Here is a 14,435-nt window from a genome sequence, read left to right as displayed (position 1 = left end):
CATGTGCGAGTGGTGCAGGCGGCCGAGGTCGCCCCGACGAAGTACGCCTGGCAGGTGCACGCCCGGGGGCTGCGCGTGCGGGCGGGCAGGCGGATGGCGGTGGACGGCCTGGACCTGCGGCTCGGCCGCGGCGTTCACGGCCTGCTCGGGCCCAACGGCGCGGGCAAGACCAGCCTGATCCGCTGCCTGGCCAGCGTCCTGCGCCCGGCGGGCGGTGAACTGGAGATCCTCGGCCAGGACGTGGTCGGCCGGTCCGACCTGCGCGCGATGCGCCGCGGTCTCGGCTACCTGCCGCAGGATTTCGGCTACTACAAGCGGTTCACCGTCCGCGAGTTCGTCGAGTACATGGCCTGGCTCAAGGAGATGCCCGGCCGCGACATCCCCGGTGCGGTGCAACGCGCGGTCGAGCGCGTCGGCCTCGCCGACCGCGCCGACGACCGCCTCAAGACCCTCTCCGGCGGGATGGTCCGCCGCGCGGGCATCGCGCAGGCGATCGTCAACGACCCCGAGCTGCTCCTGCTCGACGAGCCCACCACCGGGCTCGACCCCGGGCAGCGGGTCCGCTTCCGCGAACTGCTGCAGGACCTCGGCTCCGACGCCTGCGTGGTCGTCTCCACGCACCTGGTCGAGGACGTCGCCGCGGCGTGCGCCGACGTGACGCTGGTCGCCGCGGGTGCGCTGGTCTTCCAGGGCACGCCTGCGGAGCTGGCCGCGGCGGGCGGTTCCGGGCACGTCGGGGACAGCCCGATCGAGCGCGGGTACTCGGCGCTGCTCGGGGGTGCGTGGTGAGGGTGCTCGGCATCGAACTGCGCCGCACGTCGGCGCTGGTGGTGGGTGTGCTGGTCGCGCTCGTCATGCTGGGGCTGCTTTGGTGGCTGCCCCCGGCGAACAAGAACAGCACCGGGTGGACGCGCCAGTTCTCGACCATGGCCGAGTGGACGCGCTACCTGCTGATCTTCACCTGGCCGCTCACGTTCGGCGCGGGCGCGGTGCTGGGGCTGCGGGACCGGCGCTCGGGCGTGCTGGAGCTGTTCTCCTCGACGCCCCTGCCCCGCGGGCGGCGCGTGGCGCGGACGTTGCTGGCGCTGGGGGCGCCGCTGGTCCTCGCCTACGCGGCCGTGGTGGCCGTCGGCGTGGTCGGGGTGTCCTCGCGCACGGACTACCTGAGCTGGGGGTGGGTGCCCGTCGTCCTGGTCGGCGCGCTCTCGCTGGTCGCCGCGGCCTGGCTCGGGATGGGGATCGGCAGGCTGCTGCCCTCGCCGCTGACACCGCCGCTGGTCGCTGTGGGCGCGATGGCGCTGATGGTGTTCGCCGAGCTCGCCGGGACCGGTGGTCACCCCTTCGCGCTGCTGCGTCCGGTCACCGCGGCCCCGGAGAGCGTGTTCACGCGCGTGTCCGATTCGGTGACAGCGGGCCAGGCCGCGTGGTTCGTCGGGCTGGCCGCCACGGGGGTCCTGCTGGTCGCGGCCCGCCGCTGGTGGCTGGCCGGGCTGCCCCTGGTGCTCGGCGCCGCGGTGGCCCTGTCGCTGCTGCCGGCGACCGCGGCGGGCGCGAGGGCCCCGGACCCGGCGGCGGCCGAGGTCGTGTGCGTGGACGCGCTATGCCTGACCAGGGCGCACGAGCACGAGCGCGCCGCGCTGAGCGCTCCCGCGCGCCAAGCGCTGCGCCTGCTGTCGGCGCTGCCGTCCCCGCCGACCGCGGTCCGCGAGATCCCGAACCCCTCCCGGTCCGAACCGCGGGGGCCCGAACCGGTCCACACCGTCTGGCTGGACCTCGACGACATCATCTACTTCCGGAGCGAGCCACTGCCGCCCGAGCGCCTCACCGCGCTCATGGTCGACGGCGCGGGAACCCGCGACTGCGACCTCGTCGCCGGACCCAGCGGCGAGGAGAGCGCCGCCCGAGCAGTGGTGTCGGCCTGGCTGACCGGCACCTTGGAGCCCTCCCGCTACCACGGTGACTTCGGCGCGGAGGTCAACACGCTGGCGGCGTCGGCGTGGGACGCCCTGCGCGCTCTCCCGCCCGCCGACCAGACCGCGCGGGTCAACGCGACCCGCGAGGCGCTCGCGGGCTGCACCGGGTCGTCGTGGCAGGCCCTGACCGGAGGCTCGCTGTGATGCGCTGGCCGCTGCTGTACGCGCGCTCCCACCGGGTCCCCGCCGCCGCGCTCACCGCCGTCGCCGGGATCGGACTGCTGGGGCTGCTCGCGCGGGCGGGCGAGAACCCCCAGATCGCGGCGCTGGCCGCCGCCGTGGGCGCCGCCGCCCTCACCACCGGCCTGAGCGGCACGGACCCGGCTCTGGACCGGACCGCGGCGTTCTCCTGGCCGCCCCGGCGGGCGCTGCACCTGCTCCTGGGGACGGTGTTCGTGGCGGGCGCGGTGCTGCTGCTCGCGCCCGTGGCGTCCGGGCCGCTGCTGCTGCGCGACGTCGTGGGCCTGGTCGGGGCGGGGGCGCTCGGCGCTGTCGTGTTCGGCGCCGAGTACGCCTGGCTGCTCCCGATCACCTGGGCGGCGTCGACGCTGCTGCTGCCCGCGGACGACTCGGGTGTCGGTCAGGTGCTGACCTGGCCGGTGCAGCCGGCAGGCACGCCGGTCGCCACCGTCACCGCGGCCGTGCTGGGGTGCGCCGGGCTGCTGGCGCAGAGCGCCCTCGGCGCACGGCGCCACCGGCGTTGAGCGGGCGGCCCGCATCAGAGCAGCGTGTGCTCCAGCCGCGCGATGCGGATCAGGCGCAGGACCTGCGGCGGGATCGCGGTGAGCCGCAGGGTCGAGCCGTGGGCCTGGAGGTGGGTGTCGAGGTCGGTGAGGACGGCCAGGCCCGCGACCCCGAAGAAGGTCACGCCCGACAGGTCGATGACCAGGTCCTCGGTCAGGCGCAGCACCACCGCGCGGAGCCGGACCGCCGTGGTGGCGTCGACCTCGCCGGACACGGCGATGGTGGTGGGCCCGTCGTGGTGGTCCTGGGAGGCCGCGATCCGCAGCGGGCCCGCCACCGCGGGGACGACCTCCTTCGGGGCGCTGTCCGGGGCCGCGGTGAGCAGCGTGCGGGCGGCGCGCGCGGCGAAGATCCCGGCGATGGTCGTGTCGGCGGGGGTGAAGGGCGGGCGTGCCTGCGCGTAGGCGGTGAGCACACCCAGCCTGCGGCGCGCGCGGATCAGCGGCAGGCACAGCACGCCGCGCACGCCCATCTGGCGCGCGCGGTGGGCGAGCACCGGCCACCGGTGGTCCAGCTCGGTGGCGACGACGATCGGGCGCTCCTCGCTCAGAGCGGTCCGGCACGGGCACTGCGACAGCGCGACCTGCAGCCGGTCGAGCGTGGCGGCGGTGCTGTGCGAGGACACCGCGGGCCGCAGGGTGGTGTCGTCGTACCAGAGCACCCCGGTGAACACGGTGGCCGGGAGGGACGCGCGCAGCGCCGAGGTGATCTCCTCCAGCTGGGCCCGCTCCGCGGACGGTATGCGCGTCCCCAGCCGCGGGTCGGGTGACAGGTGGTCCGGTGACAGGGGGCCTGCCACACGTGGGGGTGGGCCATGCTGTCCGGTGTCTGAGCGGCTGCCCCGCGAGTCCACGGCTGCTCCCTCGGTCGTCGCGTGAACGTGACGACTGCCGGGGTCAGGGGCAGCGGGGCGGGACGCGTGCGGCACGCCCCGACCGCACGGTTATACCACGCGACCGGGCGCGCTCGGGGTTTCCGATCGGTCCAACCATCCGATCGTCGCAACGCACTGCGGTCCCCGGCCCCGCCGAAGGGCGTCGATCGTCCTTAGTAGACTGTGACTGGCGTTCTCGGCACGTCGAGTCGGCTCGCGGGTGCTGCGCCTCTCGTGGTCACGTGCTATAACTGCTGTGTCACGCTCACGCTGCACGGCGCGTTCGTGACCAACTGGCCCTTGACCCTGGCCGTCGTTCCTTCACACGACGTCCGGGGCAGGTGCACATGATCCGTCACATCACCAGTCGAGCGGTGTTCTCCGCGAGGCGAGCAGCCCCACAACGCGACCCCGCGACCAGGGGCGATGGCCGGCCGCTCTCCGTCACGGCCCCCGTGCCCGTGTTGTCCGGGCACTTCGCGGTCACGATGTCCACGAGCGGGCCCGGCGCGCCCGCTGTCATGGCGATCTCCGGCGAGGTGGACGGGTGCACGGTCGCGAGGCTGCGGCAGGTCTCGTCGCGCGCCGGTGACATCACCGTCGACCTGTCGCGGGTGTCGTTCCTGGGCTGCGCCGGACTGACCGTCCTCCTCGAACTGCGAAGCCGTCTGCTCGACTCCGGTTCCACCCTGCGCCTGGTCGGCCTCACGCCACTGGTCAACCGGGTGATCGGACTCGCGGGTCTGGGCGAGCTCCTCTTCGAGAGCGCCGAGGACGGGCGCGCCGCAACGCCCATTGAGGACGATGACCGGCCCCGAGCGGCGTGGCGGAAGCGGGTTCTGGGGGCGTGAGCGCCCGGGAGCGGGCTGGGGCGTCACCGCGAGGGGGCGTCTCGTCGCCGGACTTCCCTGTGGAAGACGTGGTCCACGCTGATCCGCACGGTGAGGACCGAGATCGCGCCGGTGAGGATGAGGACGTCCTCGACCGTGCCGCACTCCTCGGCGACGACGACGAACTCCACGCCCCGCTCCCGCGCCTGGCGCCGCCCGGCCATCAGGGCCGTCACTCCGGTCGACCCGCGGAGCCGGGCCGCGCTCAGGTCCACCACGAGCAGCCGCGCGCCGACCTGCTCGGCGGTGTCGGCCGCCGCGGTGAGCCCGGCGGCGAACTCGCCCACGCTCTCGTCGGAGATCTCGAAGTGGAAGCCGACCACGACGGCTCGTTCGGAAGGGACGCGGCCGACAACTGTTCTCCCCACGGAACAACTGAACCACGCTGAACCCCGACTTTCCTAGTCATTCAGGGAAGTTGACGAGATTCGTCTACTGAGGACGAGTCTCCTACAGGCGCGTTCCGGGACTGTCCGGTGGCGCTTCGGTTGCCGCGTGGTGCTTGCGGTTGTTTGCCGCCCCGCGCCCGGGGTAGCCAGCCCGCGGAAGCGATTCGCCCCGGACCCCGGCGGCCTTCGTCGAGCTCGGCCAGACGGGGTTCCCGCGAGCCTGCATCCGCCGCCCGGTGAGCGGACGCCGGTCTGCCGCGGGCGCCACCACCACAGCAGAGGAGCGGTACCGCATGAGAGGCAGTCCCGCACCGGTGACCACCCCGGCACGGCGCGACCCGTCGCTGCGGGCCCCCGCGCCGAGCGCGCGGGCTGGAGCGATCTGGACGTCCGCGCCGTCGACACGGCCCGGCTGCTCGCCGCCGACGCCGTGCAGCGGGCGGGCAACGGCCACCCTGGCACGGCGATGAGCCTGGCGCCCTTGGCCTACCTGCTGTTCCAGCGGGTGATGCGCCACGACCCCGCCGACGACCAGTGGCTCGGCCGAGACCGCTTCGTGCTGTCCTGCGGTCACTCCAGCCTCACCCTCTACATCCAGCTCTACCTGTCGGGATACGGGCTGTCCCTCGACGACCTGCGCGCGCTGCGCACCTGGGGCTCGGCGACGCCGGGACACCCCGAGCACCGGCACACCCGCGGCGTGGAGATCACCACCGGGCCCCTCGGCCAAGGCCTGGCCAGCGCGGTCGGGATGGCGATGGCGGCCCGCCGCGAGCGCGGCCTGCTCGACCCCGACGCCGCGCCGGGCACGAGCCCGTTCGACCACCACGTGTTCGTCGTGGCCTCCGACGGCGACCTGATGGAAGGCGTCTCCGCCGAGGCGGGCTCCCTCGCAGGCCACCAGGAGCTCGGGGCCCTGGTCGTCTTCTACGACGACAACCGCATCAGCATCGAGGACGACACCGACGTCGCCTTCAGCGAAGACGTCGCCGCCCGCTACGCCGCCTACGGCTGGCACGTGCAGTCGGTCGACTGGGCCCGCGGCGAGGGCGGCGGGGGCGGCGAGGGATACGTCGAGGACGTCGACGCGCTGCTCGCCGCCACCGACCGCGCCCGCGCGGAGACCGGGCGGCCATCGATCATCGTGCTGCGCACCGTCATCGGCTGGCCCGCGCCGACCGCGCGGAACACCGGCGCGGCCCACGGGTCGGCGCTGGGCGAGGACGAGATCGCCGCCACCAAGCGGCTGCTCGGCTTCGACCCCGACCGCCGGTTCACCGTCGAGGACGACGTCCTCGCGCACGCGCGCGGCGTCGTCGGGCGCTCCGCTCGGCGGCGCGCGCGGTGGCAGCCGGAGTACGACCGGTGGCGGGCGGCCAACGTGGACCGGGCCGCGCTGCTGGACCGGCTGCTGGCCGGTGAGCTGCCCGACGGCTGGACCGAGGCGCTGCCCCTGTTCCCCGCCGACCCCGCCGGGATGTCCACCCGGGAGGCCTCCGGCCGGGTGCTCACCGCCCTGGCACCGGTGCTGCCGGAGCTGTGGGGCGGCTCCGCCGACCTGGCGGGCAGCAACAACACCACCATGACCGGGGAACCGTCGTTCCTCCCCTCGGCCCGCCAGACCGCGATGTGGCGGGGCGGTCCGCACGGCCGCACGCTGCACTTCGGGGTCCGCGAGCACGCGATGGGCGCGATCCTCAACGGCATCGCGCTGCAGAGCCTGACCCGCCCCTACGGCGGCACCTTCCTGGTCTTCAGCGACTACATGAGGCCCGCCGTCCGCCTCGCCGCGCTGATGCGGCTGCCCGCGACGTTCGTGTGGACGCACGACTCCATCGGCCTGGGGGAGGACGGTCCCACCCACCAGCCCGTCGAGCACCTCGCGGCCCTGCGCGCCATCCCCGGGCTGGATGTCGTGCGCCCCGCCGACGCCAACGAGACCGTCGCCTGCTGGCGGGCGATCCTGGAGCACGGCGACCGGCCCGCGGGCTTGGTCCTGTCCCGGCAGGATCTGCCGGTGCTGGACCGGGGCAGCGGTGCGTGCGCTCCCGCCGCGGGCGCCGTGCGCGGCGGCTACGTCCTCGCGGGCGGCGAGGACCCCGACGTCATCATCGTGGCCACCGGCTCCGAGGTGCGCATCGCACTCGACGCCCGGACCGCGCTCGTCGAGGAGGGCCTGTCCGTCCGCGTCGTGTCGATGCCCTGCCTGGAGTGGTTCGCCGAGCAGTCCCCGGCTTATCAGGACGAGGTCCTGCCCCCGGCCGTGCGAGCCCGGGTGAGCGTCGAGGCGGCCGTCGGCCAGGGCTGGCGCGACGTCGTCGGCGACGCCGGGCGGATCGTCGGCGTGGACCGCTTCGGCGCCTCCGCCGACCACCGGCGCCTGTACCGGGAGTTCGGGCTCACCGCCGAGGCCGTCGCCGCCGCCGCGCGCGCGAGCATCGCCACCGCCGCGGGTGTGGCCCGCCCCGGCGGCGCGCCGCCCACCGCCGCGGCCACCGAGGGCGGCGCCGCCGACCGCCCGGCCTAGCGGCCCCCACCACATCCGATCGACCAGGAGGCACAGCACATGCAGATCCCCAAGGACACCGTCCTGGAGATGATCAAGGGACAGGGCGATCCCGACAAGGCCGCGCGGGCCGAGGCCGAGCTGCCCGACCAGATCGACACCGTGGAGCACCGGGACGTGCTGGCCGAGTACGGGGTCGAGCCGAGCGACCTCGCCGGAGACCCCGGCAACACCCTCGGCATCTGAGCCCGGCGGCGGTGCGGCCGACACGCACCCAGATCCCGGCACCCCAGGTCCCGGCACCCAGATCCGGCACTACGACCGCCACAGAAAGGACGCTCATGACAGAGCGCAACACCCTCGTCCGATCGATGCACGACCTCGGCCTCTCCGCCTGGTTCGGCGGTTCCCTCGCCGGAGCCGTCGCCGTCAACGGCGGCGCGGCCGACCTGCCCGACCCGACCCAGCGACTGGGAGCGGCCACCGCGGGCTGGGCCCGCTGGGCCCCGGTCAACGCCGTCGCCATCGGCGCGCACCTCCTCGGTGGCGCGGCGATCCTGCGCGCCAACCGGGGCAGAGTCGCCGGCCAGCGCGGGGTCGCCGCCCAGACCGTCGCCAAGCTCGTGCTGACCGGCGCGGCGCTGGCGGTGACCGCCTACAGCGGGGTTCTGGGCAAGAAGCTCACCGGCGTCAGCGCCCCGGTGGAGGGCGGCACCACCCCGGCGGAGGCCACCCCGCCCGACATCGCCCACATGCAGCGGCAGCTGGCCGCCTGCCAGTGGCTGATCCCGGCCCTCACCGGCGGCATCTCGGTCCTCACCGCGCTGGCGGGGGAGCAGCAGCGGCCCGGCCAGCAGCTGGTGGGGATCATCGCCAAGCCGGCGCGCTGGTTGCGCGCGGTGACGTGAGCGTTCCCCGCAGGCACCGTCCCCGACACCCGAGAGAGGCACCATGAGCACCACACCCGCGGGTGGCCCCCGCCACGACCCGGCGCCCGAGCACGCGAACCCGGACCTCGGTCGGGCGCCCGCGCGGAGCGGCCCCGACCAGAGCACCGACACCATCCCCACCCGCCCGCGCGGGCCCGCCCGCTCGCGGGGGGACCTCCTCCAGCGGCAGCAGGACCGCTTCGGCGGCATCAAGTGGGGTGCGGCGTTCTTCGGCTGGCTCACCGCGATCGGCACGGCCGTCCTGCTCTCCGCGCTGGTGACCGCCGTGGGCGCGCTGATCGGCGTGGCCCTCACCGGCGGCACCGACCTCATGGCCGAGCAAGCCGCGCAGGACACCGACCTGGCCCAGCCCGCCGCCATCGTCAGCGCCATCGTCGCCGCGGTCATCCTGCTGCTCGCCTACTACTGCGGTGGCTACGTCGCCGGGCGCATGGCCCGGTTCAACGGCGTCAAGCAGGGCATCGCCGTGTGGCTGTGGACCATCATCACCACCACCGCCGTCGTCATCCTCGCCGCCATCGCCGGCGACCAGTTCGACGTCCTCAGCCGCGTCGACGGGCTGCCGCAGCTGCCGGTCGGCGACGACACCGTCGTCCTGACCGCGATCCTCACCGTCGCCGCGGCACTCGCGATCACCCTCATCGGCGCCATCCTCGGCGGCCTGGCGGGCATGCGCTTCCACCGCAAGGTCGACCACGCCGACCTCGGCCGGCCCGACGGCAACAGGACAGACGGCGACCGGCCGGACGGCGACCGGGCGAACGTCAACCCGGCCAAGCGGTAGCCGACTCGCGGTCGGCCGCACGGCCGTGATGTGTCCCCACGGGACGCACACGGCCCCGGCGATCGCCCGCCAGCGGACTGCCGCGGCATCCCGTAGGTTGCGAAACATCCGCCCGCCCACCGCCCGCGAGAGGGAGTCGCCCCGTGATCGTTGTTCGCCGACGTCGGGCGGCCGACGTCGAGCGGACACGGTGGACGGACCGGGGCGCGGACTGGCCGGGATGGCTGGCGTGCGCCGCGGCGACAACGGGTTTCGCGCTGTGCCTGGCGGGGTGGCTCGCGGGCGGGGGCGGGTTCTCCGTGCCGTGGGCCCCGACCCTGGACCTGCGGCTGAGCTTCGAGCTCGACGGCCTCGCCGCGCTGTACGCGCTGCTGGCCACCGGCGTGGGTGCCCTCGTCTTCGCCTACGGGACCGCCTACCTGACCCTGCACCTGGCCCACCACGGGCGTTCGACGTCGGAGCGGTGGCGGTTCTGGCCGTGGATGGCGCTGTTCGCCGTGGCGATGGTGGGACTGGCCACCGCGCAGGACCTCGTCCTGATGTTCGTGTTCTTCGACCTGACCGCGGTGTGCTCCTACTTCCTCATCGGGTTCGACCGCGCCGAGCGCCCCGCCAGGACCGCGGCGCTGATGTCCTTGGTGGTCACCGGCGTCGCCGCGATGGCGATGCTGGTCGGGGCGGTGATGCTCTACTCCGAGTACGGCACGTTCTCCATCCCGGAGCTGGTGCGGCGGGCGGAGCCGTCCACGAACACCACCGTGGCCGCCGCGGCGCTGGCCGTGGCGGCGCTGGCCAAGAGCGCCCAGGTCCCGCTGCACTTCTGGCTGCCGAGGGCGATGGCCGCGCCCACCCCGGTGTCGGCCTACCTGCACTCCGCGGCGATGGTCGCGGCGGGCATGCTGGTCATCGGCCGGACGCACCCGCTGCTGGCCGGCAGCGCGGCGGTGCTGACCGGGCTGGTGGTGGTGGGCACCGCGTCGGTCGTGGTGGGCGGCGTGCTCGCGCTGCGCCGGGACGTGCTCAAGCAGGTGCTCGCCTACTCCACGATCTCCCAGTACGGCTACGTCGTGATGCTGTACGGGATGGGCGGGGCCGAGGCCAACGGGGCGGCGTCGTTCTACGTGCTGGCGCACGCGGTGGCCAAGAGCGCGCTGTTCATGACCGCGGGCACGGTGACGACAGCCACCGGCGAGGACCGGCTGTCCCGGCTCGGCGGACTCGGCAGACGCGCTCCGCTGCTGGCCGCGGCGGCGCTGGTGGCGTCGGCGACCCTGGCCGCGCTGCCGTTGACGGTCGGGTTCTTCAAGGACGAGCTGCTGTTCGCCGCCGCGCTCCGGCACGGCCCGCTGACGGCGGCGCTGGCCGTGATCGCGGCCGCCCTGACCTTCGCCTACGTGACGCGGCTCTGGGTCCGGCTGTTCCTGGGGCCCGCGCGCGGGGATCTGCGTCCCGTCCCGCTGCCGCTGGTCGTCCCCATCGTGGTGCTGGCCGTGATCGCGCTGCTCGGCGGGGTGGTCGTCGAGCCGTTCGCGCGGCTCGCCGAGGACGCCGCGTCGGTGTCGTCGCGGGGACCGGTCGCCCTGGCCCCGGCCTACCACCTCGACCTGCGCGCGGAGAACCTGATGGCGGTCGGGGCGTGGTGCCTCGGCGGGCTCACCCTGCTCACGCCGGCGCTGACGGACCGGGTCTCGCGCGCGGTGGCCGCGGCGGGGGAGCGGTTCGGCCCGCACCGCGCCTACGAGCTGGTGATGCGGACGCTGGCGCGGGTCTCGGCGGCCCAGCACGATCGCGAGGTGCGCGACCTGCGCACCAGCATCGCCGCCGTGCTCGTCCCCGCGGGCGTGCTGACGGGCCTGGCCTTCGCGACGACCCCCACGATCGGCGCCTTCGTCGTCGGCACCGTCGCGGGCGCCGACTGGCTGATCCTTCCCCTGCTGGCACTGGTGGTGGTCTCCGCGGTGGTGATCGCCAGGGCGCGGGTGCGGCTGGTCACCGCGCTGGGCCTCTCGGTGGTCGGTTTCGCCCTGGCCACGACGTACGCGCTCATCGGCGCCCCCGACGTCGCGCTGGTGGCGGTGGTCGTGGAGACCATGCTCACCCTGGTGTTCCTCGCCGCGATGGCCGGAATCCCCCCGGAGCGCAAGCTCGACGAGCAGGTCGAGCCTCCCCGACCCGTCCAGCGCTGGCGCGACCCGCTCGCCGCGGGGGTGGCCGGACTGGCGGCCTTCGGCGCGGTGTGGGGCTTCCTGTCCCAACCCGCCGAGAACTCCGTCTCCGCCGAGCACATCCGGCTCACACCCGAGGCGCACGGCGGCGATGTCGTCACGGTGATCGTCGCCGACTTCCGCGGGCTGGACACCCTTGTCGAGATCACGGTGCTGCTGGCCGCGGTGGTCGGCGTGGCCACGCTCCTGCGGCGGGGGCGGCTGTGGTGAGGCGCGGGGACGGCCCCGACCCGGGCGCTCCCGTCACCGACGCGGGCGACCCGGTGGTGCGGGGCGTGGCGAGGATGCTGCCCGGCCCGAGCGTGATGGTGGCGGCCGCGCTGATCGCCAAGGGGTACGCCGAGGTCGGCGACGGGTTCGCCGCCGGGGTGATCGTCTCCCTCTCCGTGGCGCTGCTCTACATCGCCTTCGGCTCCGAGGAAGCCGTGCGGATGCTGCCCGTGCTGCGGGCGGCGCCCGCGGTCGCGGTCGGCGGCGTGCTGCTCGCCCTGGCCAGCGGCTTCTTCCCGCTGCTGCTCGGCGAGGCCCCCGTCACCCACCGGCCCGGCCCCGGCGAGGACGTCACCAAGGTCGGGGCGCTGGAGCTGTTCACCCCGCTGCTGTTCGACATCGGCGTCTTCTTCCTGGTCGTCGGGGTGCTCACCGTGCTGCTGCACCAGTTCGCCCGAGCGGACCGGACGGGGGCGCGGTGAACCTCGCCTTCGCCATCGTCATCGCCCTGCTGTTCGGGTCGGGGGCCTACCTGCTGCTCAAGCGGGACCTGGTGCGCATGGTCGCCGGCATCATGCTGATCTCGCAGAGCGCCGTCCTCACGCTGCTCGCGTCGAGTCTGACCAGGGGCAAAGCCGCGATCGCGGTGCGGCCGGGCGAGGTGGTCAGCGACCCGCTGCCCCAAGCGCTGGCGCTGACGGCGCTGGTCATCGGCCTGGCCACCGCCGCCCTGCTCCTCGCGCTGGTGCACCGGGCCGTGGTGGTGTTCCGCACCGCGGAGCAGGACGAGCTGGCCGCCTCGGAGGCCCAGGACGACGCCAGGCTCGAACGCAGGCGCGACGCGGACCGCGACGAGATCGAGGCGCACCTGGAGGACGACCCCGGCGACGACCCCGATGGTGATCCCGGCGGCGACCCCGGCGGCGGGGATTCCGCGAGGAACGACCGGGACCTCGGCGGCGAGGCCCCGGACGGGCCGTGGGCGTGGGACGGGCGGGTGCGGCCATGACGCTGTCGATCGCGCTGCTGGTCCCGTGGCTGGCGGGGGTGCTCCTGATCGCCTTCGACGGCCGCAAACCCGTCGTCGCCTGGCTCGGCGTGCTCGCCTTGGCCGCGGGCGCCGCCGCTCAGGTGGTGCTCGCCGTGGAGGTCTTCTCCTCGGGGACAAGCCGGGTCGTCACCGGCGGCTGGCCCTCCGGGGTGGGCATCGACCTGCGGGCCGACGCGCTCGGGGTGACCTTCGCGCTGCTGTCGAGCCTGGTGCTGCTCGCCGCGGCGACCCACGAGACGATCGGCCGGGTGCGCTCGCGCACCTTCCCCGGCCTCGTGCTGCTCGTCGCGACCGGGCTGACCGGGCTGTTCCTCACCGCCGACATCTTCTCCTTCTACGTGTTCTTCGAGCTCGCCATGACCGCCTCCTACGCGCTGAGCGCCTATGGCGGCAGACGCCGCCAGCTCCGCGGGGCGGTGATCTTCACCGCGGTCAACCTGCTGGGCTCGTTCATCTTCCTGCTGTCGGTGGCGGGCGCCTACCGGGTCACCGGCGCGCTGGCGATGGACCAGGTGGCCGAGCGCATGGGCGAGGCCAACCCCAACGCGGCGACGATGATCGCCGTCGGGTTCTTCGTCGCGTTCTGCGTGAAGCTCGGCCTGTTCCCGTTCCACTTCTGGCTGCCGACGGTCTACGCGGGCTCGCGGCGCGCCGTCGCGGCGATCCTCAGCGGGGCGGTGGCCAACATCGGCGCGTACGGCCTGCTGCGCTTCGGCACCGGGATGTTCGCCGAGCAGCTGCGGGCCGCGGGCGTCGCGCTGATCATCCTGGGCGTCGCGTCCGTGCTCTACGGCGGTGTGCTGGCCATCGCCCGCGGCGACGTGGCCGAGATGCTCGCCTACTCCGCCATCGGCCAAGTCGGCTACGTGCTCGTGGCGCTCGGGGTGGGCGGCCCGGTCGGCCTCGCGGCGGCCGTGCTCTACAGCGTGATCAACTCGATGAACAAGACGCTGCTGTTCCTCACCGCGGGCGCGCGCGGCGCGCTGGTGGCCGCCGCGTTCGCCGTCGGCGCGCTCAGCGTGGCGGGCCTGCCGCCCGCGGCCGGGTTCGTCGGGAAGCTGGAGCTGTTCCGCACCGGGGTCTCCGCGGGCAGCGTCCTGCTCCTGGTCCTGATGCTGTTCGGCAGCGCGCTCTCGGTGATCTACATGTTCCAGGTCTACCAGCGCAGCTTCTGGCGCCCGGACACCGTGGCGGTGGGGCGGCCGAGCCCGCTGCCGCAGCGGCTGCTCACCGCGCTGCTCGCCGTGGTGGTCCTGGCCGCGGGACTCTGGCCGGAACCGCTGCTGGCCGTCAGCGGCCACGCCGTCGACGTCCTGCTCGCCGGGCGGTCGACATGACCAACGGGAGGCCGCCATGACGGCGCTGCTGCGCGTCCTCGTGCTCACCGGGACATACCTGCTGGTGCTGACCAGCGCGCACCCGGCGGACATCCTCACCGGCCTCGTCCTGGCGACCGTGCTCGTCCTGGCCCGCGGCCGGGTCCGCGGGTCCGAGCCGCTGCCCGCCAGAGCGGTCCTGAGCAGGCTTGCCGGGGTGCCCGCCCTCCTCGGCGGCACCCTGGTCGACCTGGTGCGCGGCACGTGGCGCACCGCGGTGTGCCTCATCGGCCCCGGGTCGGGCAACGCCGGGCTCGTCGAGGTCCCGATCCCCGGCGGCGAGCGCGGGTCGGCGGTGGCGTGGGGCGTGCGGGTGGGCTTCGTGCCGGACACCGTTGTGGTCGAAGTGGACAAGGAGCGGGGCCGAATGCTGCTGCACGTGCTCGACGCGAGCGACCCGGAGGCCGTGATCGCCGAACAACACGACTCCTACCGCAGGCGCCAGCGCCGCGTCTTCCCCTGA

General features: G+C 74.4%; 15 protein-coding genes. 13 read left to right on the top strand and 2 right to left on the bottom strand.

The window, feature by feature from the left end; all coding sequences use genetic code 11:
- The first annotated feature begins 3 nt into the window (after positions 1-3).
- The 3 genes from ACFPM7_RS15805 to ACFPM7_RS15795 are packed head-to-tail and all read left to right on the top strand — an operon-like array spanning position 4 to position 2,677.
- Entirely contained in the window at positions 4-789 is a 786-nt protein-coding gene (locus tag ACFPM7_RS15805) for an ABC transporter ATP-binding protein (protein ID WP_378248370.1), read from the top strand.
- A complete protein-coding gene (locus tag ACFPM7_RS15800) occupies positions 786-2,117 on the top strand; it encodes a hypothetical protein (RefSeq protein ID WP_378248369.1) in 1,332 nt (443 codons plus the stop codon). The genes ACFPM7_RS15805 and ACFPM7_RS15800 overlap by 4 nt, the downstream gene beginning before the upstream one ends.
- Positions 2,117-2,677: a hypothetical protein gene (locus ACFPM7_RS15795; protein WP_378248368.1), complete on the top strand. Its 561-nt coding sequence runs from the start codon at positions 2,117-2,119 to the stop codon at positions 2,675-2,677. The genes ACFPM7_RS15800 and ACFPM7_RS15795 overlap by 1 nt, the downstream gene beginning before the upstream one ends.
- A 14-nt stretch (positions 2,678-2,691) precedes the next feature.
- Here the strand turns inward: ACFPM7_RS15795 and ACFPM7_RS15790 are convergent, their stop codons facing one another.
- The gene (locus ACFPM7_RS15790) at positions 2,692-3,516 is read right to left on the bottom strand and encodes an STAS domain-containing protein (protein WP_378248367.1); all 825 of its coding nucleotides are present in this window, start codon (positions 3,514-3,516) and stop codon (positions 2,692-2,694) included.
- Positions 3,517-3,938: 422 nt separating this feature from the next.
- Between ACFPM7_RS15790 and ACFPM7_RS15785 the strand changes: the two genes are divergently transcribed.
- Positions 3,939-4,442 (top strand): STAS domain-containing protein, encoded by a 504-nt coding sequence (locus ACFPM7_RS15785; protein WP_378248366.1) that lies wholly within the window; start codon positions 3,939-3,941, stop codon positions 4,440-4,442.
- 23 nt (positions 4,443-4,465) lie between these two features.
- Here the strand turns inward: ACFPM7_RS15785 and ACFPM7_RS15780 are convergent, their stop codons facing one another.
- Entirely contained in the window at positions 4,466-4,849 is a 384-nt protein-coding gene (locus tag ACFPM7_RS15780) for an STAS domain-containing protein (RefSeq protein ID WP_378248365.1), read from the bottom strand.
- A 403-nt stretch (positions 4,850-5,252) separates the two neighbouring features.
- Here ACFPM7_RS15780 and tkt point away from each other — a divergent pair, with 403 nt between their 5' ends.
- From tkt to ACFPM7_RS15735, 9 genes are all read left to right on the top strand, one after another.
- Positions 5,253-7,397, top strand: a complete 2,145-nt coding sequence (gene tkt / locus ACFPM7_RS15775; RefSeq protein WP_378248403.1) for a transketolase — start codon at positions 5,253-5,255, stop codon at positions 7,395-7,397.
- Positions 7,398-7,436: 39 nt separating this feature from the next.
- Positions 7,437-7,622, top strand: a complete 186-nt coding sequence (locus ACFPM7_RS15770) for a hypothetical protein (protein ID WP_378248364.1) — start codon at positions 7,437-7,439, stop codon at positions 7,620-7,622.
- Between the two features lie 95 nt (positions 7,623-7,717).
- Positions 7,718-8,284 (top strand): hypothetical protein, encoded by a 567-nt coding sequence (locus tag ACFPM7_RS15765; RefSeq protein WP_378248363.1) that lies wholly within the window; start codon positions 7,718-7,720, stop codon positions 8,282-8,284.
- A 43-nt stretch (positions 8,285-8,327) separates the two neighbouring features.
- The gene (locus ACFPM7_RS15760) at positions 8,328-9,110 is read left to right on the top strand and encodes a hypothetical protein (RefSeq protein WP_378248362.1); all 783 of its coding nucleotides are present in this window, start codon (positions 8,328-8,330) and stop codon (positions 9,108-9,110) included.
- A gap of 143 nt (positions 9,111-9,253) precedes the next feature.
- Positions 9,254-11,545 (top strand): hydrogen gas-evolving membrane-bound hydrogenase subunit E, encoded by a 2,292-nt coding sequence (mbhE, locus tag ACFPM7_RS15755; protein ID WP_378248361.1) that lies wholly within the window; start codon positions 9,254-9,256, stop codon positions 11,543-11,545.
- Complete coding sequence (locus ACFPM7_RS15750; RefSeq protein ID WP_378248360.1) at positions 11,542-12,027, top strand: MnhB domain-containing protein; 486 nt, start codon at positions 11,542-11,544, stop codon at positions 12,025-12,027. Before mbhE ends, ACFPM7_RS15750 begins: the two co-directional genes overlap by 4 nt.
- Complete coding sequence (locus tag ACFPM7_RS15745; RefSeq protein WP_378248359.1) at positions 12,024-12,554, top strand: sodium:proton antiporter; 531 nt, start codon at positions 12,024-12,026, stop codon at positions 12,552-12,554. Before ACFPM7_RS15750 ends, ACFPM7_RS15745 begins: the two co-directional genes overlap by 4 nt.
- Positions 12,551-13,933 (top strand): complex I subunit 5 family protein, encoded by a 1,383-nt coding sequence (locus ACFPM7_RS15740; RefSeq protein WP_378248358.1) that lies wholly within the window; start codon positions 12,551-12,553, stop codon positions 13,931-13,933. The genes ACFPM7_RS15745 and ACFPM7_RS15740 overlap by 4 nt, the downstream gene beginning before the upstream one ends.
- Before the next feature lie 16 nt (positions 13,934-13,949).
- Positions 13,950-14,435 (top strand): Na+/H+ antiporter subunit E, encoded by a 486-nt coding sequence (locus ACFPM7_RS15735; protein ID WP_378248357.1) that lies wholly within the window; start codon positions 13,950-13,952, stop codon positions 14,433-14,435.

Origin of the sequence: Actinokineospora guangxiensis (assembly GCF_042657845.1) — a bacterium.
GTDB lineage: Bacteria > Actinomycetota > Actinomycetes > Mycobacteriales > Pseudonocardiaceae > Actinokineospora > Actinokineospora guangxiensis.
The sequence above is the reverse complement of the archived record's forward strand: the minus strand, read 5'-3'. Positions and strand labels throughout refer to the sequence as shown.

What these genes read in the sequence shown, in the direction of transcription:
- ACFPM7_RS15795 (WP_378248368.1), top strand. Translation starts at nt 2,117, where the DNA reads ATGCGCTGGCCGCTGCTGTACGCGCGCTCCCACCGGGTCCCCGCCGCC.
- ACFPM7_RS15785 (WP_378248366.1), top strand. Translation starts at nt 3,939, where the DNA reads ATGATCCGTCACATCACCAGTCGAGCGGTGTTCTCCGCGAGGCGAGCA.
- ACFPM7_RS15770 (WP_378248364.1), top strand. Translation starts at nt 7,437, where the DNA reads ATGCAGATCCCCAAGGACACCGTCCTGGAGATGATCAAGGGACAGGGC.
- ACFPM7_RS15765 (WP_378248363.1), top strand. Translation starts at nt 7,718, where the DNA reads ATGACAGAGCGCAACACCCTCGTCCGATCGATGCACGACCTCGGCCTC.
- ACFPM7_RS15760 (WP_378248362.1), top strand. Translation starts at nt 8,328, where the DNA reads ATGAGCACCACACCCGCGGGTGGCCCCCGCCACGACCCGGCGCCCGAG.
- ACFPM7_RS15740 (WP_378248358.1), top strand. Translation starts at nt 12,551, where the DNA reads ATGACGCTGTCGATCGCGCTGCTGGTCCCGTGGCTGGCGGGGGTGCTC.
- ACFPM7_RS15735 (WP_378248357.1), top strand. Translation starts at nt 13,950, where the DNA reads ATGACGGCGCTGCTGCGCGTCCTCGTGCTCACCGGGACATACCTGCTG.